The sequence below is a fragment of the Caballeronia sp. LZ062 genome (genome assembly GCF_031450785.1).
In the GTDB taxonomy this organism is placed as follows: domain Bacteria; phylum Pseudomonadota; class Gammaproteobacteria; order Burkholderiales; family Burkholderiaceae; genus Caballeronia.
In genome coordinates this window covers 2,064,806-2,084,004 of sequence record NZ_JARTWB010000002.1, presented here as the reverse complement: position 1 = coordinate 2,084,004, position 19,199 = coordinate 2,064,806, and the positions used below count along the sequence as shown (strand labels likewise).

The following is a 19,199-nucleotide window of genomic DNA, read 5'->3' as shown; positions in this document are numbered from 1 at the left end:
ACTCGTTGCAGGACGGCTAAGATGAAAGAGCTCAAGCCGCTAACACTTTGATTTGAAGACGCTGGGACGGGACGACGTTCACAGCGTCGTACGAACCTCGACCGTCTTTTTTGGCCGGTGGCGCGTTCAGTTCAGCCAGGGAGCGCGATACATGCATACAGATAGCACCCACGTCATGCCGTGGCGCATCGAAGATATTGATCTGAATCGGATCGACCGACAGAAAGCGGCATCCAACGAACACCTGCTCTTGTTGCTCTGCGCCTGCTCGTTCATCGAGAGCGGCACGGATCTCTATACGAGCAACCTCAGCACGTACTTTCGCGACGATCCAGAGATCGCGGCGTGGCTCAACAACGAGTGGGAGCCCGAGGAGATGCAGCATGGCCGCGCGCTCAAAACCTATATCAACCACGTTTGGCCGGAGTTCGACTGGGACACCGCATTCAAGAACTTTTTCGCTGAATATTCGCTGACGTGTTCTTACGAGCAATTCGAGAAGAAGCGGGCGCTCGAAATGGTGGCGCGCTGTGTCATCGAAACGGGAACGGCCACGCTGTATCGCGCCATCAACGAATGTTCGGACGAGCCGGTGCTCAAGGAGATCACGGACAACATCCGGGTGGATGAAGTGCGGCACTACAAGCATTTCTTCCGCTTCTTCAAGAAGTGGAACAAGATCGAAGGGAACGGCCGCCTGGCCGTGCTGGGCGCGCTGGTGCGGCGCGTGGCCGAACTGAAGAGCGAGGATTCCGAGATTGCATTGCGGCACGTCTTCGCCATTCGATACCCCGACCGCGCGAAGGATTCGACATACAACCGCCAGCTTTTTGCGAGAGTGAATGCGTTGGTCCGGCGAAACCTGTCGGCTGATCAGTGCATCAAGATGCTCCTGAAACCGCTCGATCTGCCCGCGCGCATTCAGCCGGGCGTTCATTATCCGCTCGCGAAAATCACGCAGCTCTTCTTTCGCTAACGCTCGATGCGTGATGCGGCGCAAGCCGTTCCACGCGACGGAGCCGACGTCCAATGACCGATTCCAACGCAGGCAAGCCGTTGCTGTCTTCGCAGACCGTCTTCGACGAATGGCCATCGGAATTGCGTGCGCTCTTCGACGGCACGCTGACGGGCGCGCCGAGCGGCTTCACGGCGTCGCTTTCCGCCGTCGATGACAGCGGGCGCATTCGCACCGCGCTGTTGAGCGCGGGCGAACTGCTGGCCCCGGACGCGCGCACGCTGTGCTTCGCGCTGTGGCCGTCGTCGCGTACTGCTCGCGCTATCGCGTCGAAGGCCTGCGCGACACTCGCTTTCGTCTTCGACGAGGCGTTTCATCAGGTGCAGATCGATGCTCGCCGTGTCGCGCTCGACGACGTGCCGCTAGCGTGCTTTGTCGGGACGATTGAGAGCGGAGAGATTCAGCGCGTGCCGTATGCGCGGCTGACAGGCGGCATCACGTTCGAACTGACGGACACCGAGCAGGTGCTCGCGCGCTGGCGCGAACAACTCGACTGGCTGAAGCAAGCGGCGAGCGCCGCTGCCTGAATCTTCGATCGCGAGCCGCCCGGACGGCCGGCTCGCATTCACTTCGATGTTGCTAACGCTTAGCGCCCGCGTCCGCCGGTGCGCATGCCGTCGCGGCGCGCGTTGCCGCTGCCGCTGCCGTTGCTGCTGCCCGATTTGCCGCCGAGCAACGCGCCGGGATTGCCGGTCTTGGCGCGCGGTGCCTGCGCGTGTGCTGGTGCATGCGCGGCTTCCGGACGGCGCGGCGCGGCCTTTGCGCCCGCGTTCGCATTGCCATTCGCTTTGACGCCAGCCGGCTTTGCGCCGCGCCCCTCGCGCTGCGCCTGACCGCCGCCGCTGGCCGCTTTCGGCGCACGCGCCTGGTCGTGCGCTCCGCCGTGCGCGCGGCCGCCTTCGCGCGGACCGCCGCGCCCCTGGCTGCGCCGCTGAATCGGCTCGGGCTTGGCGTTCGGGTCCGGCTCGAACCCGGCAATCACTTCCTGCGGAATCGGCCGCTTGATAAGGCGCTCGATATCCTTCAGCAATTGCAGTTCGTCCACGCACACGAGCGACACCGCTTCGCCGTCCGCACCCGCGCGACCGGTCCGGCCGATGCGGTGCACGTAATCTTCCGGCACATTGGGCAGGTCGAAATTGACGACGTGCGGCAACTGGTCGATGTCGATGCCGCGCGCGGCGATATCGGTCGCGACCAGCACCTGCAGCGTCTGATCCTTGAATTCGGCGAGCGCCCGCGTGCGCGCGGACTGGCTCTTGTTGCCGTGAATGGCGAGCGCGCTGATGCCGTCCTTCGTCAGCTGCTCGGCAAGACGGTTCGCGCCGTGCTTCGTGCGCGTGAAGACGAGCACCTGAAACCAGTCGTGCTGGCGGATCAGATGCGTGAGCAGTTCGCGCTTCCGATCACGGTCGACCGGATGGATCTTTTGCTCGATGCGCTCGGCCGTCGTATTGCGGCGCGCGACTTCGATCAGCGCTGGTGAATCCAGCAGGCTGTCGGCGAGCGCCTTGATTTCGTCGGAGAACGTGGCCGAGAACAGCAGGTTCTGGCGCTTCTGCGGCAGACGCGCGAGCACGCGCTTGATGTCGTGAATGAAGCCCATGTCGAGCATGCGGTCGGCTTCGTCGAGCACCAGAATTTCGAGCTGCGAAACGTCGATCGTCTTTTGCTGCATGTGATCGAGCAGACGGCCCGGCGTCGCGACGACGATATCCACGCCACGGCGCAGCGCGTCGATTTGCGGATTGATGCCGACGCCGCCGAACATCACGGTCGAACGCAGTTTCAGATACTTGCCGTAAGCGCGCACGCTTTCTTCGACCTGCGCGGCGAGTTCGCGCGTCGGCGTGAGAATCAGCGCGCGCACCGGGCGCTTGCTGCCGGCCGCAGCCGGTGCCAGTTGCGAGAGACGTTGCAGGATGGGCAGCGTGAAGCCCGCCGTCTTGCCGGTGCCGGTTTGCGCGCCGGCGAGCAGGTCGCCGCCCTTCAGGACGGCCGGAATCGCCTGAAGCTGAATGGGAGTGGGGTTCGTGTAGCCGAGTTCGTTGACTGCGCGAAGGAGAGGTTCTGACAGACCGAGTGAATCAAAAGACATAAATAGATGTTCGAATCGTTGTGGCGAACGGCGTGCAGGCGGCTGACGACAGCGGCGGTGATGTACGACGCTCGCAATGAATCGGGCGGCGGGCCTTGGTGCGCGATCTTCGACCGCCTGGCTTTGCCGCAAGGTTCGACGCGCTATCAAGACACGCCGGCTGGCTGTAAGTTGCATCGCAATTGTCGCGATGCGGGCTATGCCTCGCGTTCAGCCCTTACGCGACATAGCGCGCGACGCTCACGAACTGACACAGGCTGCCCGCCAGCACGAACAGATGCCAGATACCGTGGCCGTGCCGGATGCGCTCGTCGTTGATGAAAAACCAGATGCCGGCGGTGTAGATCAGACCGCCTGCTACCAGCCACGCGGTGCCCGCGGGCGGCAGCGCCGTCAAGAGCGGATGAACGGCTACGAGCGCGAGCCAGCCCATCAACACGTACAGCACCATCGAAACGCTGCGGGTTCTTCGCCCGAGCGTGAGTTCCTGCGTGATGCCGAGCACAGCGAGTCCCCAGCTCACGCCGAACAGCGACCAGCCCCACGGACCGCGCAAGGTCACCAGTGTATAGGGTGTGTAGCTGCCGGCTATCAACAAGTAGATGGCCGAGTGGTCGCACTTTTGCAAGACCGCTTTCATGCGCGGCGTGCGCGCACAGTGGTACAGCGTCGAGATCAGGTACAGCGTGCACAACATGGCGCCGTAGATCGCGAAGCTCACGACCTTGTAGGCGTCGCCATCGAGCGCGCCCATTGTCACGAGCGTCGCGAGTCCCGCGACGGACAAAACGACGCCGATCAGATGGCTGATGCTGTTGAAACGCTCGCCTGCGTGCATGACCCGTCCACCAAAGACAAGGGGCGCAGCCCCGACATGAAGGCTGCGCCCCGTGCGTATTGTACGCTGTCTTTCGCGAATGTCAGTCGAGCGGCGCCGAACGCAGGTTGCTCACCTGTTGCGGCGACACCGGCGTGCCGTGGTTGCCCCACGACATACGGATGTACGTCACGACCGAGGCCACTTCCGTATCCGAGAGCGACTGCGCGAACGGCGGCATGCCGTGCGGCATCGGATTGCCGTCCGTGCTCGGCGGATAGCCGCCGTTGAGCGTCATGCGGATCGGGTTGACGGCCGAGGGCATCTGGATCGACTGATTGTTCGCGAGCGGCGGGTAAGCCGGCGGCTTGCCGAGACCGTTCTCCGCGTGACACTTCGCGCAGTTCTCGGTGTACACCTTCATGCCCATGGTGAGCAGTTCGCCGCCGAACTTCTCCGACGTCTCCAGTTGCAGCGGTTCCGGCGCTTCCTTCTTCTGCGGGATCGACTTGAGATACGTCGAGATCGCGTTGATGTCAGCGTCGGTCATGTACTGCAGGCTGTTGTGGACCACTTCGGCCATCGGACCGAACACCGCGCCGCGCTGCGACACGCCGCTCTTCAGCAGATCGTTGATGTCCTTGATGTCCCAGTCGCCGAGACCGGCTTCCTTGTTCGACGTGAGCGAAGGCGCATACCAGTTCTGCAGCGGAATCAGGCCGCCCGCGAACGCCGCGGAGTTGACCGGGCCGCCCATTGCGTTGATCGACGTATGGCACATGCCGCAGTGACCGAGACCTTCAACGAGATACGCGCCGCGATTCCATTCGACCGATTTGGTCGGGTCCGGCTTGTACTCGCCTTCGCTGAAGAACAGCGTGCGCCAGCCGATCAGCAGATTGCGGTTGTTGAACGGGAAGCGCAGTTCATGCGGACGGCTCGGCTCGGACACCGGCGCGACCGAGCGCAGGTAGGCGTAGATCGCGTCCGAGTCGGCACGCGTCACCTTCGTGTAGCTCGTGAACGGGAAGCCGGGGTACAGCAGGCTGCCGTCCTTCGAGCGGCCGGTGTGCATCGCGCGATAGAAGTCGTCGGACGTCCATTTGCCGATGCCGTACTTGTCGTCCGGCGTGATGTTCGGCGTGAACATGGTGCCGAAGGGCGTCGCCATGGGCAGGCCGCCCGCGAACTGCTTGCCGCCGCGCACCGTATGGCAGGCGATACAGTCGCCGGCGCGGGCAAGATATTCGCCGTGCTTGACGAGCTCGGCTTGATCCGCCGGGGTCGCCGCGACCGCGCCGCCCGAATGAAGGTTGTCGCCGCCCGACCAGAGGACGGCGCCGGCTGCGACGGCTGCCACCACGACAGCCGAGGAAAGTGCGAACAGGGACTTGCGTTTCATTGTGTTGTCGCTCCAGACGCCTTATTGCGGTTCGCTGCCGCAGACGAGCGGCATCTTCAACGAGCCAGCGGGCGCGGGCACCGGGTTGGCGGGTGCGGTTTGCGTGGAGAGCCATGCGGCGACGGCGGTCACGTCGTCATCCGACAGGCGCGAAGCGATCTGCTGCATGCAGTCGGGCGCCTTCGCGTGACGCGTGCCGGACTTCCATGCGCCGACCTGCGCGCTGATGTAGTCCGAATGCAGGCCGACGAGACCGGGGATGGCCGGCTGCATGCCGGTCAGCGCCTTGCCGTGGCAAGCCGAGCACGCGGGAATGTTCTTCGACGGATCGCCGTTCAGCACGAGCTGCGAGCCGCGCGCGAGCGTCGTGCCGGAGACGTTGGTCTTCGCGGGCGGCGGATACGGCGGACGCTGCTGCGAGAAGTAATTCGCGATCTGATGAAGGTAGTCGTCCGAGAGATACGTGACGAGGTAGTTCATCGGCGGATATTTGCGCCGCCCTTCGCGGAAATTCTGAAGCTGGTTATACAGGTAGTCGGCGGGCTTGCCGGCAAGACGCGGGAAGTAGTCGTTGTCCGTGCCTTCGCCGTGAACGCCGTGACAGGCGGTGCAGCCTTGCACGCGCGCAGCCATGGTATCCGGTGCGATCTGCTGGTTTTGCGCCTGAGCCAGCGCCTGGCCTGCGCCGAGAACGCCGGCGCTGCCGATCAGTGCGAAGGCGAGCAGCGGACGGAAAATGCGTCTTGAAAACACGCGACACTCCATGAAATTCGGGGACCTGCCGAGCTTCGTGCGGCTCGGTGCGAAGGTGGCGAACCACGGCCACGCGTAAGGTGGCGGAGGGTGGCGGACCACGGCCACAGCGGCTCGACGAGCCTCTGATGCGACGCGGAATTCTATCATCGATGCCTGATGGTGACTATTTGACACAACTTTTCGGGCGCGCTGAGGCGCAATCGCGACAAAATGCCGCGCGACGGACAAGAACTTTGACATTGCATTGAATTCATTGCTTATCAACAAATAGTCGACGGCGCGCTGGATTGCGTCGCCACGTTCATCGCATTCGATGCAATGAGCGCCGGTTCAGATAGACTTCGCGAGCCGCTTTCCTGCCGACGCACCGATGACTCGCACGGACCTCTCTACAGCAATTCCCGTTCACGCCTCGGCGCGCGCCGCATCATGACGGGCGATTCGCTGCCGTTCCTGCAGATGCTGTTCGCCGCGTTTTCCGATGTGGCCTTCGCCTGCACGCTCGGCGCGGTGCTGCTGCGCGGCTGGCTGCATCGCGAACAGGCGCTTGCAACGGCGTCGGCAGCGCAGCGCGCATGGCGACGCGCGTCGGCGCTCGGCCTACTCGCGGCGCTCGTTTTCATGCTGTGCGGCTTCGTTTCGCTATGGCTGCAATCTGCCGCGATGAGCGGCGCGTCGATTCTCGATGCCGGATCGTCGCTCTGGCTCGTCGCGACGGCCACGCACGCGGGCATCGGCTGGGCCGCGTCGATTGCGGGCGGCGCGTTGCTCGCGCTCGCGGCGGCGACGAGCCGTCCGTTCGGCGCGGCGCGGTACGGTGTCGCCGCGCTTGGCGCGTTGATCGCGGCATCGGGCAAGGCGGCGATCGGCCATGCCGCCGATGCAGGCGCATTCTCCATCGCGGAGGGCGTGCAGTTGCTGCATCTGCTCGCGACGGGCGTGTGGGGTGGCGTGGTGATCGCGGGCGCGGCCGTCGTGCTGCCCGCGCTCGATGCGTCGACGGCTCGTGCTTCGTTGCTGCGCGTCGTCGTGCGCATGTCGCGCGTGGCGACCCTCGCGGTGGCGGTCGTGATCGCGACTGGTCTCTTCAACGCATGGCGCGGTACCGGCGGATCGGCTGCGCCGTTGACGCAAAGCGGCTGGGGACACGCGCTGATCGTGAAAGCGGCGCTCGTCGCGGCGGCGCTCGCGCTGGGCGCGCTCAACCGCTGGTCGGCGCTGCCGCAATTGCAACGCACGGCATCGACGACGGACGCGCATACGGTCATCAACCTGATGCGCGTGGAAGCCCTGCTGATGGCGGGCGTGTTCCTGGCGGCGTCGGTGCTGTCGCACAGCTTGCCCGGTTTCGCGCTGGGCGCCTGATCGCGCTCACTCGTAACCGAGCCTGTGACTCACGATAGGCGCGCAGAATAGCGCGAGCGCGCATCCCGCTGCCTTGCCCTCTAGTTCGACGAACGCTGCATGCGAATCGGCGACGAAGAGCACATCGAGGATCTGCGGCAGACAGAACGCCACCGCCAGCACGATGAACCCGCGCGTCACCGTCGAGATGCGCCAGCCGTGCTGCGCGCCCAGCACCGCGGCGATCACGCGCGCCGCGCCGAGCACCACGAACGCGCCCACGGCAAGCTGCGCGCGGACGGTTTCATCGGGAAGCACGTGCCACATGGTCGTTCTCGCTCCTGGCTGACGGTTCAGCTTAGTGTGCAAGATAGTGTGCAAGAAGCTCACCTGTCCAGTCTGTTCGTGACAGCGCAAACGAGTGGCCGGTACCGCGCAAAACAAAAACAGTCAGAACGTGTGCTCGGGGCCGGGGAAACTGCCGTCTTTCACCGCGTTCACGTAGGCTTCGACGGCCGCGAAAATGCTCGGCTGGCCCTGCATGAAATCCTTGACGAAGCGCGGACGCTTGCCGGGAAAAATGCCGAGCATGTCATGCAGCACGAGCACTTGCCCCGAACAGTCGATGCCCGCGCCGATGCCGATAGTCGGAATCGCGAGCTGTTGCGTGACCTCGCGTGCGACGAGCGTCGGCACCGCTTCGATCACGAGCAGCTGCGCGCCCGCCTGCTGGAGCGCGAGCGCGTCCCGGCGCATCTGTTCCGCGGCCGCTTCGGATTTGCCCTGCACCTTGAAGCCGCCAAACGCGTGCACCGACTGCGGCGTGAGCCCGACGTGCCCGCACACCGGGATCGAACGCTCGACGAGAAAGCGCACCGTATCAGCGAGCCATTCGCCGCCTTCGAGTTTCACCATCTGCGCGCCCGCGCGCATCAGCTTAACGGCGTTGGCGTACGCTTCTTCGCGCGATCCGATGGTGCCGAACGGCATGTCCGCGACGATCAGCGCGCTCTTGTTGCCGCGCGCAACCGACGCCGTGTGATACGCGATGTCGTCCAGCGTCACGGGCAACGTCGTGCTGTGGCCTTGCAGGACATTGCCGAGCGAATCGCCGATCAGCATCACATCGACGCCCGCGCGATCAAGCAGCGCCGCGAAGCTCGCGTCGTAGCACGTGAGCATCGCGATGCGCTGGCCTGCCTCGCGCATGGCTTGCAGCTTCGGAACGGTGATTGTCGAACGGCTGGTTTCCTGCAGATACGTCATGATGATTTCACTGGAATTGGCGCGCGGGCATGATGCACGAACATAGGCACGAGCTCACACCGAGACGCCTTTGACAAAGAATTCCTTGCGCCCGCGCATGGTCTCGATGCGCTCGACGAGCAGTTCGAGATCGTCGTCCGACGCGACCGGATTCAGATGCTCCGCGTTGACCGTGAGCAGCGGCGTCGCATCGTAGTGATAGAAGAAGTCGTTGTACGCGTCGGTGAGCGCGCGCAGATACGCGTCCGACATTTGCAGCTCCATCGGCAACGCGCGCTTCTGAATGCGCGAGAACAGCACTTCCGGGCTCGCCTGCAGATACACCACGAGATCCGGCGCAGGCGCGCTCGCGCCGATGCGCGAGGCGATATCGCGGTACAGGTTGAACTCGTCGTCCGGCAGCGTGAGGCGCGCGAACAGATCGCTCTTTTGCGTGAGAAAGTCGGCGATGAGCGGCGTGTTCTGCGTGAGCATGTCCGCCACTTCGCGCGTCTGCGCGACGCGCTGCAATGCGAAGCTCAGTTGCGTCGAAAGCGCGTGGCGCGTCGTATCGCGATAAAAGCGTTCGAGAAACGGGTTGTCCTGCGGGCGCTCGAAGAGCGTGCGCATGGACCAGCGCTCGGCGAGCCGCGTGGCGAGCGTCGTCTTGCCGACGCCGATCGGTCCTTCGATTGCGATGTAACGATGCGGCGGCCGCAGTTGCGGCGCCGTTACGGTGAGTGGCGGAACGCTCATCGGCAGTTGGCTTTGGTGGAGGCGGTGGAGGCTTCTTTGGCGGCCGGCTGCGCGGCGGGCATCGCGCACTGGCAGACGGCGACTTTCTCGATGCGCTGATCGGCGACGCCCGCGACGAACGCATCGGCGCGGCCGCGTTGCGGGATGATGAGATCGGGTTCCAGTTCGACAAGCGGCACGAGCACGAACGCGCGCTCGGTCATGCGCGGGTGCGGCACGATGAGATCCATGTCGTCGATGCTGAACGCGCCGTACAACAAGATATCGAGGTCGAGCGTGCGCGGCGCATTGCGATACGGCCGCTCGCGCCCGAACTGCTCTTCGATCTGATGACACAGGCGCAAGAGCGCGCGGGCCGGAAGCGTCGTTTCGAGCTTCACGGCGCAATTGAAGTAATCGTCGCCGGATGCGTCGATGGGCGCCGTGCGGTACAGGCTCGATTTGGCGAGCACGGTGATCGTGCGTTGCTGTGCGAGACACACGACTGCGTCTTTCAGCGTTTGGCGCGCATCGCCGAGATTCGCTCCGAGGCCGAGAAAAGCAATCGTCATGGCAGAAGTCCTACGCGTAGGTCCTGGGCGAAGCGGCGGAACGTCGAAGCGCCTTCACGCTGCCCGGGTGCTAACCGTTATCCGCTACTGTAGCGAAAACCGTCCTTATTCGTTGTCCGCGTCTTCGTTTTTCCGTGTCGCGCCGGCTTCGTCGGTCACACTGCGCGGCTCGGGCTCGCGCTCGCCGTCCGCTGCGCCGCGTTCCGCGCCTTCGACAGCTTCGCTAGCTTTGCGCTTCGCGTTGCTGCGCCGGCGGCGCTTCTTCGGCGCTGCACGCTCTTTGCCGCCTTGCGACAGCAGTGCTTCGCGCGTGGCGTTATCGCCCTCGATGAAGTCGGTCCACCATTGGCCGATGGCCGCATCCAGCTCGCCTGATTCGCAACGCAGCAGCAAGAAATCATAACCTGCTCTGAATCGCTGGTGTTCCAGCAGCTTCATTGCGCTGCGGCCGCGCTTTTCCAGCCGATGCTGCAAGCCCCAGATCTCGCGCATGTCGGCGGAATAACGCTTGTGGATCGCGAGTTTCTCGGTTTGCATGTCGAGGACGTCGTCCATCGCGCGGTTCAGCGCGGGAACCGGATACTCGCCCGCAGCCGTGTATTTCTGCCAGCGCGTCTGCACGTCGTGCCACAAGAGCGTGGCGAACAGGAAGCTCGGCGAAACCGGCTTGCCCGCGCGCACGCGTTCGTCCGTGCTGGTGAGCGCGAGCGTCACGAACTTTTCGCCGTGCGGCTGTTCCAGCACGACATCGAGCAGCGGCAGCACGCCGTGATGCAGCCCTTCCTGACGCAAACGCGTGAGGCACGCGAGCGCATGGCCGGACAGCAGCAGCTTCAGCATCTCGTCGAAGAGACGCGCGGCCGGCACGTTGTCCATCAGGTCGGCGAGTTCCTTGATCGGTGCGCGCGTCGCTTCATCGATCTCGAAGCCGAGCTTCGCCGCGAAGCGCACGACGCGCAGCATACGCACCGGGTCTTCGCGATAGCGCGTGGCCGGATCGCCGATCATGCGCAAGAGGCGCGCGCGGATGTCGGCCATGCCGTCGTGATAATCCAGCACGGTTTGCGTCGCCGGATCGTAGTACATCGCGTTGATGGTGAAGTCGCGGCGCGTGGCGTCTTCGTGCTGCTCGCCCCATACGTTGTCGCGCAACACGCGGCCGCTCGCGTCCACTGCGTGCGTGCGCATGTCGAGTTCGCCGCGCCGGTAGCGTCGCGGCGCTTCGGCGACGGGTTCCGGCGGCGCGTCGACGAGCGCGCGAAACGTGGACGTCTCGATGATCTCCTGCCCGAACTGCACGTGCACGATCTGAAAGCGACGCCCGATGATGCGCGCCCGGCGAAAGAGCCGCTGCACCTGATCCGGCGTGGCGTCGGTAGCGACGTCGAAATCTTTGGGCGCGACGCCGAGCAGCAGATCGCGCACCGCGCCGCCGACGATGAACGCGCGATGCCCCGCCTGCTGCAAGCCTTCGGTCACGCGCACGGCGTTCTTGGAGATGAGCGACGGATCGATGCCGTGAATGTCGGACGACAGAATCACCGGCACATTCGGATCGCGCTTGACCGGCGCGGCGGGCTTCTTGCGCGTCACGCGCGTGCTCTTGCGGGCGGCTTTCGCTTCGGCGGCTTCGGTGGCTTCGGCGGCGGATGCGCCCGGCGTGTCGTTCGAGGCGCCTTCGCTGGATGCGGCGCTCTCTTGTCCGAACAGCTTGCGGATGAGTTTTTTAATCACGTGTATCGAAGAGGTTCAGGATGCGCCAGCCTTTGGCTTGCGCATGCGCGCGCAGGGTGTCGTCCGGATTCGTGGCGATGGGGTCCGTGACGCGCTCGAGCAGCGGGATGTCGTTATGCGAGTCGCTATAAAAGTAGCTGCGCTTGAAGTCGCCGAGCGTCTTGCCGAGCGACGCGAGCCATTCTTCCACGCGCACGATCTTGCCTTCGCGATAACTCGGCGTGCCGCGCGGCCTGCCGGTGAAGGCGCCTTGCGGATGATCGCCGACGGTTTCGACTTCGCACGCGATCAGCGTTTCGATGCCGAAGGCTTCCGCGATCGGCGCGGTGATGAACGCGTTCGTCGCGGTCACGAGGCAGCACAGGTCGCCGTTGTCCTGATGCTCGCGCACGAGCGTCACTGCGGCCGGCACGATGTGCGGATTGATGACCTCGCGCATGAACTGCGCGTGCCAGTCGGCGAGCTGCTCACGCGAGTACTTCGCGAGCGGCGCGAGCATGGCGTGCAGATACGCGTTGATGTCGAGCACGCCCGCCTTGTAGTCGGCATAGAAGGCGTCGTTCTGACGCGTGAATTCAGTCGCGTCGACGATGCCGAGCTTCACCATGAAGCGGCCCCATTCGTGGTCGCTGTCGGTGGGAAGGAGCGTGTGGTCGAGATCGAAGAGGGCAAGGTTCATGGGAGCGCATTCTACTTGAAGCGGGTAGGAACGTTGTCCGGTGCGGCGTCGGCGTCGGGCGCGCCGGCAAGCGGGGCGGCGCGTTCGTCGCCGTCCGCGTCCTGCGGCGTATCCGGCGTCACGGCCACGAGCGGCGTCACGCGCCCGGTCTGCGAGAGCATCGAGCGCAAAAGCGCGCGCGTGACTCTGCGCTTCTGTTCGAGCGAGAAGCGGTCGAGATCGTCGAAGAGCGCCATCAGGCTCGGCATGTCACGGCGAAAATGCGTGAGCAGATAAGCAGGGACGTCCTCTGCGAGCACGATGCCGCGCTCGTGTGCCGCGTGTTTGAGCACGGACACCTTCGCTTCGTCGGAAAGCGGCAGCAGATGGAAGACGAGGCCCCAGCCCAGACGCGTGCGCAGGTCTTCACGCACGGCGAGCGTCATCGGCGCGGCGTTGCCGGTGGCGACGAGCGCGCTCGCCGGATACGCGCGCACTTCGTTGAAGAGATTGAAGAGCGCGATTTGCTGCGCGGGCGAAAGGCGGTCGCAGTCGTCGACGGCGTAGAGCGCGACTTGCGGATCGAAGCCGAACGCGTGCAACGCGCTCTGCGGGCTCAGGTAACGCGCGCGGCTGCCGGCTTCGTAGACCAGCGCGTGCAGCAGATGACTGCGCCCGCTGCCGGGCTCGCCCCAGACATAGAACGTGCGGTCCGCGACCGGTCCGGCCGCGAGCGCGCCTTCGAGCTCGCGCAACCGCGTGACCAGTTCGTGGTTGCCGGCGGCGAAGAAATTGTCGAAGGTGGCGGGCGGCGGGGTGCCCAGGTCGAGCGTCAGTTGGCGTTGCACGGGGAATGGATGTCGTCGGGCTGGATGCTGCGTTCTCTCGAAAACAGGTGGCGTCTTCTCACCGATGCGCGCGAGGCCGCCTGCGGCAAGCGCTGCGGCGTGCAGGCTCGTCTCGCCGGTCGCGCCGCTCGGTCTCGAAAAGGCGCTGCCGCGCGGCGGGAAACGCTGCCGGGCGACCGTCCTCGGATCATCATCGGGTAAAATCGCATTTTACCGACCTTCTCGCTCTCCCCCCATGAATCAACCGAAATCCGCCCCGGACGCCCAAGGTTTGTCGTATCGCGATGCAGGTGTCGACATCGACGCGGGCGATGCGCTCGTCGACCGGATCAAGCCGTTTGCCAAGAAAACCTTGCGCGACGGCGTGCTGGGCGGCATCGGCGGATTCGGCGCGCTGTTCGAAGTGCCGAAGAAGTACAAGGAGCCGGTGCTCGTGTCGGGGACGGACGGCGTCGGCACCAAGCTGCGCCTCGCGTTTCAGTTGAACCGGCACGACACGGTCGGCCAGGATCTCGTCGCGATGAGCGTGAACGACATTCTCGTGCAGGGCGCGGAACCGCTCTTTTTCCTCGATTATTTCGCGTGCGGCAAGCTCGACGTGGACACTGCCGCGGACGTGGTGAAGGGCATCGCGCAGGGCTGCGAGTTCGCGGGCTGCGCGCTGATCGGCGGCGAGACGGCGGAAATGCCGGGCATGTACCCGGACGGCGAGTACGACCTCGCGGGCTTCGCGGTCGGCGCGGTGGAAAAGAGCAAGATTATCGACGGCAGCACCATCGCTCCGGGCGATGTCGTGCTCGGGCTGGCGTCGAGCGGCATTCACTCGAACGGCTATTCGCTCGTGCGCAAGATCATCGAGCGCGCGAATCCTGATCTCAACGCCGATTTCGACGGCCGCTCGCTCGCCGACGCGCTGATGGCGCCCACGCGCATCTACGTGAAGCCGCTGCTTTCCGCGATGCAGAGCATCGCAGTCAAGGGCATGGCGCACATCACGGGCGGCGGGCTTGTCGAGAACATTCCGCGCGTGCTGCGCGAGGGCTTGACGGCCGAACTGGACCATCGTGCTTGGCCGCTGCCGCCGCTTTTCGCTTGGCTGCAAAAGCACGGCGGCGTCGCGGATGCGGAAATGCATCGCGTGTTCAATTGCGGGATCGGCATGGCGGTGATCGTCGCCGCCGAGGACGCGGATGCGGCAATGGGCCTGCTGTCGGCGGCGGGCGAGCAGGTCTGGAAGATCGGCGTCGTGCGCGAGAGCCGCGAAGGGGAGGCGCAGACGGTGGTGATTTAAGCGTCGCCAGTCGCCTTCCGGGACAGAAACCCTCGCGTTGCGCGAGGGTTTTTTTCTTCTCAAGCCGCGCCGGCCGCGTATGCGTTTCGACTCGCAAAGGCAGTCGACTTAATAGCCGGATGCATTGCATGCTCAACATCGAGCGACCGCGTGCGTGATAGGCGTTCGTTACGCCGGCCCGCGAGCTTTCAGCCTCTCTACTCGGGACTTTCGCAGTTCCTCTTTATCGCTTCGACCGCGCGCTCCGTCGCATCGGGCGCGCAGCAATCCACCACGACGCGCTCCGGCATCGCGCGCAGCCACGTCAACTGGCGCTTGCACAACTGCCGCGTCGCGAAAATGCCCTTGTCGCGCATCTCTTCGTAGCCGGTGGCGCCGTCGAGATATTCCCACGCTTGCCGATAGCCGACGCAGCGCATCGACGGCATCGACACGTCCAGATCGCCGCGCGCCCGCAGCCGCTTCACTTCGTCGATGAAACCGTGCGCGAGCATCGCATCGAAGCGCGCCGCAATGCGCGCGTGCAGCACCGCGCGGTCCGACGGTTCGAGCGCGATCGGCACGAAGCGATACGGCGCTTCCTGCTTCAACACGCGCGGCGCGGCGAGCAGCGCGGACATCGGCTGGCCGGTCAGCAGGTAGATTTCGAGGGCGCGCTGGATGCGCTGCGAATCGTTAGGAGCGAGGCGCGCCGCGGTCTGCGGATCGACCGCTGCGAGCCGTGCGTGCAGCGCCGGCCAGCCGTCGCGCGCGGCCTCGGCGTCGAGCGTTGCGCGCACCGCGGGATCGGCGGGCGGCAGGTCGTTGAGGCCCTGCGTGAGCGCCTTGTAGTACAGCATCGTTCCGCCGACCAGCAACGGCACGTGCCCTCGCGCGACGATCTCGCCGACGAGCCGCAGCGCATCCGCGCGAAACTGCGCGGCGGAATACGAGTCGGCCGGGTCAATGATATCGATCAGATGATGCGGCGCGGCGGCGCGCTCGGCCACGCTGGGCTTGGCAGTGCCGATATCCATTTCGCGATAGACCAGCGCCGAGTCCACGCTCACGATTTCCACAGGCCGCGCCGAGGCCGCCGCGAACGCGAGCGCCGCCGCCGTCTTGCCCGACGCCGTCGGCCCGAGCAGACAGGCCACCTGCAAAGAATTACTCATTGTCCGCGCATGAAAAGGCGGTCGAGGTCCGCGAGCGTCAGTTGATACCACGTCGGGCGGCCGTGATTGCATTGGTCGGCGCGTTCGGTGGCTTCCATCTGACGCAGGAGGGCGTTCATCTCGTCGAGCGTGAGACGCCGATTCGCGCGCACCGCGTGATGGCACGCGAGCGTGCCGAGCAGTTCGTGCTGGCGCTCGGTGAGCACGCGCGATCCGCCGTAGGCGTGCAGGTCGGCGAGCACGGCGCGGGCGAGCGCGGCGAGGTCCGCGTCCTTCAGCAGCGCGGGCACCGCGCGAATCGCGATGGACGTCGGCGAGAGCACCGCGAGGTCGAAGCCGAGCGCGTCGAGCGTCTCGCGCTCTTCATCGACGATGCCTATTTCGACCGGGTCCGCCGTCATCGAGACGGGAATAAGCAGCGGCTGCACGGCGATGGACCGGTCCGCGAGCGCGTGCTTGAACTGCTCGTACAGAATGCGTTCGTGCGCGGCGTGCATGTCCACGATGACGAGCCCGCGCGCGTTCTGCGCGAGCACGTAGATGCCGTGAATCTGCCCGACGGCGAAGCCGAGCGGCTGCTCGTCGGCGTGTGCGTGGCTCGCGGCGGCGTAGGCGGGCGCGCTGTCGTTGGCCCACGCGACGGCGGGCGATGCCGCTTCGTCGGACGCCGCCGTCGCGCCGGCGTCCTTGCGCCCGAACAACGCATCGTAGAGCGCGAGCGGCTGCGCGACGGGCAGCGTGCCTTGCATCATGCGCGACTGGCGCATCCACGTCGTGCCGTTCTCGTTCTTGGCTAACGATCCGGCGCTCGCGACAGGCCGCGCGCTGAACGAGGCCGGCCCGTTCGGTTCGAGCTGCGCCGCGTGCCCGCCCGACGTCGTCTCCGGCGACGCGCCCGCATGGCGCGCGAGCGCCCGCTGAACGGCGTGGAACACGTACTGATGAATCGAACGGGAATCGCGAAAACGCACTTCGATTTTCGACGGATGCACGTTCACGTCCACCGATTCGGGCGGCAGGTCGAGAAACAGCACGTATGCCGGATAGCGGTTGCCGTGCAGCACGTCTTCATACGCGGCGCGAACCGCATGGGTGAGCAGCTTGTCGCGCACGAAGCGGCCGTTCACGAAGAAGTATTGCTGGTCCGCGCGTCCGCGGCTGGCGGTCGGCAGGCCCGCGCAACCGTACACCGCGAGCGGCCCGGCGCGTTCGTCCAGCGGCAGATGCGACGTCTCGAAGACCTCGCCGAGAATCTTCGCGACGCGCGTGGCCGGATCGCTCGCGTTCCAGTGTTCGACGGCCTTGCCGTTGTGCATCACTGAAATGGCGACGTCCGGCCGCGCGAGCGCCACGCGGCGAATCACTTCCAGACAATGGCCAAGCTCGGTTTGCTCGCTTTTCAGGAACTTTCGGCGCGCGGGCGTGTTGAAGTAAAGCTCGCGCACGTCGATGGTCGTGCCGACCGTGCCTGCCGCCGGCGAGATGACGCCCGTTTGCGCGTCGATGCGTGTGGCGTGCGCGCAGTCTTCCGTGCGGCTCGTGATGAACAGTTCCGCCACCGATGCAATCGAGGCAATCGCTTCGCCGCGAAAACCGAGCGTGGCGACAGCTTCGAGATCGGCGAGCGAGCGGATCTTGCTCGTCGCGTGCCGCATGAGCGCGAGCGGGAGTTCGTCGGGAGGCATGCCGCAGCCGTCGTCGGCAATCACGATGCGTTTCACGCCGCCTTCGTCGAGCGTCACGCGAACGCTCCGCGCGCCGGCATCCAGCGCGTTTTCGAGCAGTTCCTTAACCACGGACGCCGGCCGCTCGACGACTTCGCCGGCGGCAATCTGGCTGATGAGCTGGTCGGGAAGCGGAGCGATGGCGCGCGAACGGCGCGCGGCGGCGGCGGTCGGAGCGCCGGCGGAAGGTTCGTTGAGATCGGCCATGGCGAAATTATAGCCATTCGCATCCGGCGGCTCGCGCGGGCGCATCGTTCCGACAATGCGTTGCGAAATGGCGTTTCGATGCGCGCTTTTTAACCGACGCGCCGGGTCACTTCGGTATCATGGCGCGACCCTGCGCTTCTTGCCGGCTCACTTTTTCGAGGAAAGGTTTTGGACACGCTGCTGCATTTTCTGGGACTTATCCTGCACATCGACAAATCGCTCGGTGACTTCATCCACGCGTACGGCGGATGGGTGTATGCCGTGCTGTTCCTCATCGTATTCTGCGAAACAGGACTCGTGGTGTTCCCGTTCCTGCCGGGCGATTCGCTGCTCTTTATCGGCGGCGCGTTCGCGGCCACGCACGAGATGGATCTCGGCGCGCTCATCGTGCTGCTGCTGGTCGCGGCCGTCGCGGGAAACACGGTGAACTACTGGATCGGGCGCGCCATCGGCCCCAAGGTGTTCGACACGAATATTCCGGTGCTGGAGCGGTTTCTCGACCGCGCGGCGCTGCAAAAGACGCATAACTTCTACGAGCGCCACGGCGGCAAGACGATCGTGATCGCGCGTTTCGTGCCTGTCGTGCGCACGTTCGCGCCGTTCGTGGCGGGCGCGTCCGCGATGAACGCCACGCGTTTCCAGCTCTTCAACATTCTGGGCGCGGCCTTTTGGGTGCTGATTCTCGTGCTGCTCGGCTACTTCTTCGGCAACATTCCGTTCATCCGGCAGTATCTGAACGTGATCGTGCTGGTCGGGATCGGAGCGGCCATCGTGCCGATCGCGCTGGGCGCGCTGTGGAAAATGAGCCGTCGCGGCTCGAAGGTGTGAGTGCGGAGTAAGAACGTTGGACGGGCCTGCGCTTCTTAGAACGGAGACGCGCGGCCCGTCGTGCCGATGCGCTCGTTATGCGCGCCGGAAGAGGCGGATGATGAAAAGCAGCACCACCGCGCCGATCACGGCCGTCAGCAGCGAACCGAGCAGACCGCCGCCGAGCGAGATGCCGAGCACGCCGAAGAGCCAGTTGCCGAGCACGCCGCCGACGATGCCCACGAGAATGTCCACGAACACGCCGAAGCCCGTGCCGTTCATGATGAGGCCGGCGAGCCAGCCCGCGATGCCGCCGATGAGCAGGCTGACGATGATTCCATGATGCAAGATTTGCATGCGCTAGTACTCCGCGAAAAGGGTGAAAGTGCAGGACTGCAGGAGGCTCCTGCTTTCGAGCGCCGTGAATGTAGCCGAAAGTGCGGTGGCAAAAGCGCGCAAACTGTCAAGGATTGTGATTATCGGCGGCGTTGTCCGATTGGCCAGCAGACGTATGGCACGTGATGACATGAGCGGAGCGGGCGAGCAGAATCGTGAAAAATTTAGAATCCCAAAGGATCGCGCTGAGTTTCACCTAAAGTGTCTTCTCGGCTGACCTGGGGATCTGGATTCTGTAATGTCTTATGCTGTCGGAAGTTCGTCTGAACGGCAGGCGATGCGCCTGCGCCTGTGTCTGTGCCAGCGCGGCTCGCGGCTTGCGGTCATCGCGATATGCGGACTGGCGCTTGTGCTGTTGCCGGGTTGCGGTATCGTCGGATGTGTCGGTACTTCGGT

The 19,199-nt window shown here is 64.9% G+C and carries 19 protein-coding genes; 5 read left to right on the top strand and 14 right to left on the bottom strand.

Going from position 1 to position 19,199, the window contains the following annotated elements; translation table 11 throughout:
* Positions 1–151: 151 nt before the first annotated feature.
* Together P9239_RS15755 and P9239_RS15750 are read left to right on the top strand one after the other, a co-directional pair.
* Positions 152–976, top strand: a complete 825-nt coding sequence (locus P9239_RS15755; RefSeq protein ID WP_309752454.1) for a ferritin-like domain-containing protein — start codon at positions 152–154, stop codon at positions 974–976.
* A gap of 53 nt (positions 977–1,029) precedes the next feature.
* Positions 1,030–1,542 carry a hypothetical protein gene (locus tag P9239_RS15750; protein ID WP_309752451.1) on the top strand — a complete coding sequence of 171 codons (513 nt, stop codon included), beginning with the start codon at positions 1,030–1,032 and terminating at the stop codon, positions 1,540–1,542.
* A 59-nt stretch (positions 1,543–1,601) separates the two neighbouring features.
* On the opposite strand, the gene P9239_RS15745 is transcribed toward P9239_RS15750, so the two are convergent.
* The 4 genes from P9239_RS15745 to P9239_RS15730 all read right to left on the bottom strand — a co-directional run bounded on the left by P9239_RS15745 (position 1,602) and on the right by P9239_RS15730 (position 6,097).
* Complete coding sequence (locus P9239_RS15745) at positions 1,602–3,113, bottom strand: DEAD/DEAH box helicase (RefSeq protein WP_309752450.1); 1,512 nt, start codon at positions 3,111–3,113, stop codon at positions 1,602–1,604.
* 217 nt (positions 3,114–3,330) lie between these two features.
* Complete coding sequence (locus P9239_RS15740) at positions 3,331–3,951, bottom strand: hemolysin III family protein (protein ID WP_244847946.1); 621 nt, start codon at positions 3,949–3,951, stop codon at positions 3,331–3,333.
* Between the two features lie 82 nt (positions 3,952–4,033).
* Positions 4,034–5,332, bottom strand: coding sequence for a cytochrome c (locus P9239_RS15735; protein WP_309752447.1), 1,299 nt, complete (start codon positions 5,330–5,332; stop codon positions 4,034–4,036).
* A 21-nt stretch (positions 5,333–5,353) separates the two neighbouring features.
* Complete coding sequence (locus P9239_RS15730; protein ID WP_309754091.1) at positions 5,354–6,097, bottom strand: c-type cytochrome; 744 nt, start codon at positions 6,095–6,097, stop codon at positions 5,354–5,356.
* A 420-nt stretch (positions 6,098–6,517) separates the two neighbouring features.
* Between P9239_RS15730 and P9239_RS15725 the strand changes: the two genes are divergently transcribed.
* The gene (locus P9239_RS15725; protein WP_309752445.1) at positions 6,518–7,453 is read left to right on the top strand and encodes a CopD family protein; all 936 of its coding nucleotides are present in this window, start codon (positions 6,518–6,520) and stop codon (positions 7,451–7,453) included.
* Positions 7,454–7,459: 6 nt separating this feature from the next.
* Here P9239_RS15725 and P9239_RS15720 read toward each other — a convergent pair whose 3' ends face one another.
* The 7 genes from P9239_RS15720 to hda form a co-directional block, all read right to left on the bottom strand.
* The gene (locus tag P9239_RS15720; protein WP_309752444.1) at positions 7,460–7,759 is read right to left on the bottom strand and encodes a hypothetical protein; all 300 of its coding nucleotides are present in this window, start codon (positions 7,757–7,759) and stop codon (positions 7,460–7,462) included.
* A 123-nt stretch (positions 7,760–7,882) separates the two neighbouring features.
* On the bottom strand, positions 7,883–8,698 hold the full coding sequence (gene panB, locus P9239_RS15715) for a 3-methyl-2-oxobutanoate hydroxymethyltransferase (protein WP_309752443.1): 816 nt from the start codon (positions 8,696–8,698) through the stop codon (positions 7,883–7,885).
* A 54-nt stretch (positions 8,699–8,752) separates the two neighbouring features.
* Positions 8,753–9,433 (bottom strand): deoxynucleoside kinase, encoded by a 681-nt coding sequence (locus P9239_RS15710; protein ID WP_309752441.1) that lies wholly within the window; start codon positions 9,431–9,433, stop codon positions 8,753–8,755.
* Positions 9,430–9,984: a 2-amino-4-hydroxy-6-hydroxymethyldihydropteridine diphosphokinase gene (gene folK, locus P9239_RS15705; RefSeq protein WP_309752439.1), complete on the bottom strand. Its 555-nt coding sequence runs from the start codon at positions 9,982–9,984 to the stop codon at positions 9,430–9,432. Before folK ends, P9239_RS15710 begins: the two co-directional genes overlap by 4 nt.
* A 105-nt stretch (positions 9,985–10,089) precedes the next feature.
* Positions 10,090–11,718: a polynucleotide adenylyltransferase PcnB gene (gene pcnB, locus P9239_RS15700; protein ID WP_309752437.1), complete on the bottom strand. Its 1,629-nt coding sequence runs from the start codon at positions 11,716–11,718 to the stop codon at positions 10,090–10,092.
* Positions 11,711–12,397: an HAD family hydrolase gene (locus tag P9239_RS15695; protein WP_309752436.1), complete on the bottom strand. Its 687-nt coding sequence runs from the start codon at positions 12,395–12,397 to the stop codon at positions 11,711–11,713. Before P9239_RS15695 ends, pcnB begins: the two co-directional genes overlap by 8 nt.
* A gap of 11 nt (positions 12,398–12,408) precedes the next feature.
* A complete protein-coding gene (gene hda, locus P9239_RS15690; protein WP_309752434.1) occupies positions 12,409–13,224 on the bottom strand; it encodes a DnaA regulatory inactivator Hda in 816 nt (271 codons plus the stop codon).
* A gap of 235 nt (positions 13,225–13,459) precedes the next feature.
* Between hda and purM the strand changes: the two genes are divergently transcribed.
* Positions 13,460–14,515: a phosphoribosylformylglycinamidine cyclo-ligase gene (gene purM / locus P9239_RS15685; RefSeq protein ID WP_309752431.1), complete on the top strand. Its 1,056-nt coding sequence runs from the start codon at positions 13,460–13,462 to the stop codon at positions 14,513–14,515.
* A 197-nt stretch (positions 14,516–14,712) separates the two neighbouring features.
* Here the strand turns inward: purM and miaA are convergent, their stop codons facing one another.
* Both miaA and mutL read right to left on the bottom strand, forming a co-directional pair.
* The gene (gene miaA, locus P9239_RS15680; RefSeq protein ID WP_309752430.1) at positions 14,713–15,669 is read right to left on the bottom strand and encodes a tRNA (adenosine(37)-N6)-dimethylallyltransferase MiaA; all 957 of its coding nucleotides are present in this window, start codon (positions 15,667–15,669) and stop codon (positions 14,713–14,715) included.
* Positions 15,666–17,600 carry a DNA mismatch repair endonuclease MutL gene (gene mutL / locus P9239_RS15675; protein WP_309752428.1) on the bottom strand — a complete coding sequence of 645 codons (1,935 nt, stop codon included), beginning with the start codon at positions 17,598–17,600 and terminating at the stop codon, positions 15,666–15,668. The genes miaA and mutL overlap by 4 nt, the downstream gene beginning before the upstream one ends.
* Positions 17,601–17,768: 168 nt before the next feature.
* Here mutL and P9239_RS15670 point away from each other — a divergent pair, with 168 nt between their 5' ends.
* Positions 17,769–18,428, top strand: coding sequence for a VTT domain-containing protein (locus P9239_RS15670; RefSeq protein WP_309752426.1), 660 nt, complete (start codon positions 17,769–17,771; stop codon positions 18,426–18,428).
* 75 nt (positions 18,429–18,503) lie between these two features.
* Here P9239_RS15670 and P9239_RS15665 read toward each other — a convergent pair whose 3' ends face one another.
* The gene (locus tag P9239_RS15665) at positions 18,504–18,755 is read right to left on the bottom strand and encodes a GlsB/YeaQ/YmgE family stress response membrane protein (protein WP_309754089.1); all 252 of its coding nucleotides are present in this window, start codon (positions 18,753–18,755) and stop codon (positions 18,504–18,506) included.
* Positions 18,756–19,199 lie beyond the last annotated feature (444 nt).

Bases quoted from the DNA above. Each gene is read 5' to 3' on its own strand.
- P9239_RS15720 (WP_309752444.1), bottom strand. From the start codon at position 7,759: ATGTGGCACGTGCTTCCCGATGAAACCGTCCGCGCGCAGCTTGCCGTG.
- P9239_RS15710 (WP_309752441.1), bottom strand. From the start codon at position 9,433: ATGAGCGTTCCGCCACTCACCGTAACGGCGCCGCAACTGCGGCCGCCG.
- P9239_RS15695 (WP_309752436.1), bottom strand. From the start codon at position 12,397: ATGAACCTTGCCCTCTTCGATCTCGACCACACGCTCCTTCCCACCGAC.
- P9239_RS15745 (WP_309752450.1), bottom strand. From the start codon at position 3,113: ATGTCTTTTGATTCACTCGGTCTGTCAGAACCTCTCCTTCGCGCAGTC.
- P9239_RS15740 (WP_244847946.1), bottom strand. From the start codon at position 3,951: ATGCACGCAGGCGAGCGTTTCAACAGCATCAGCCATCTGATCGGCGTC.
- purM (WP_309752431.1), top strand. From the start codon at position 13,460: ATGAATCAACCGAAATCCGCCCCGGACGCCCAAGGTTTGTCGTATCGC.
- panB (WP_309752443.1), bottom strand. From the start codon at position 8,698: ATGACGTATCTGCAGGAAACCAGCCGTTCGACAATCACCGTTCCGAAG.
- P9239_RS15750 (WP_309752451.1), top strand. From the start codon at position 1,030: ATGACCGATTCCAACGCAGGCAAGCCGTTGCTGTCTTCGCAGACCGTC.
- miaA (WP_309752430.1), bottom strand. From the start codon at position 15,669: ATGAGTAATTCTTTGCAGGTGGCCTGTCTGCTCGGGCCGACGGCGTCG.
- P9239_RS15755 (WP_309752454.1), top strand. From the start codon at position 152: ATGCATACAGATAGCACCCACGTCATGCCGTGGCGCATCGAAGATATT.
- P9239_RS15735 (WP_309752447.1), bottom strand. From the start codon at position 5,332: ATGAAACGCAAGTCCCTGTTCGCACTTTCCTCGGCTGTCGTGGTGGCA.
- P9239_RS15730 (WP_309754091.1), bottom strand. From the start codon at position 6,097: ATGGAGTGTCGCGTGTTTTCAAGACGCATTTTCCGTCCGCTGCTCGCC.
- folK (WP_309752439.1), bottom strand. From the start codon at position 9,984: ATGACGATTGCTTTTCTCGGCCTCGGAGCGAATCTCGGCGATGCGCGC.
- P9239_RS15725 (WP_309752445.1), top strand. From the start codon at position 6,518: ATGACGGGCGATTCGCTGCCGTTCCTGCAGATGCTGTTCGCCGCGTTT.
- mutL (WP_309752428.1), bottom strand. From the start codon at position 17,600: ATGGCCGATCTCAACGAACCTTCCGCCGGCGCTCCGACCGCCGCCGCC.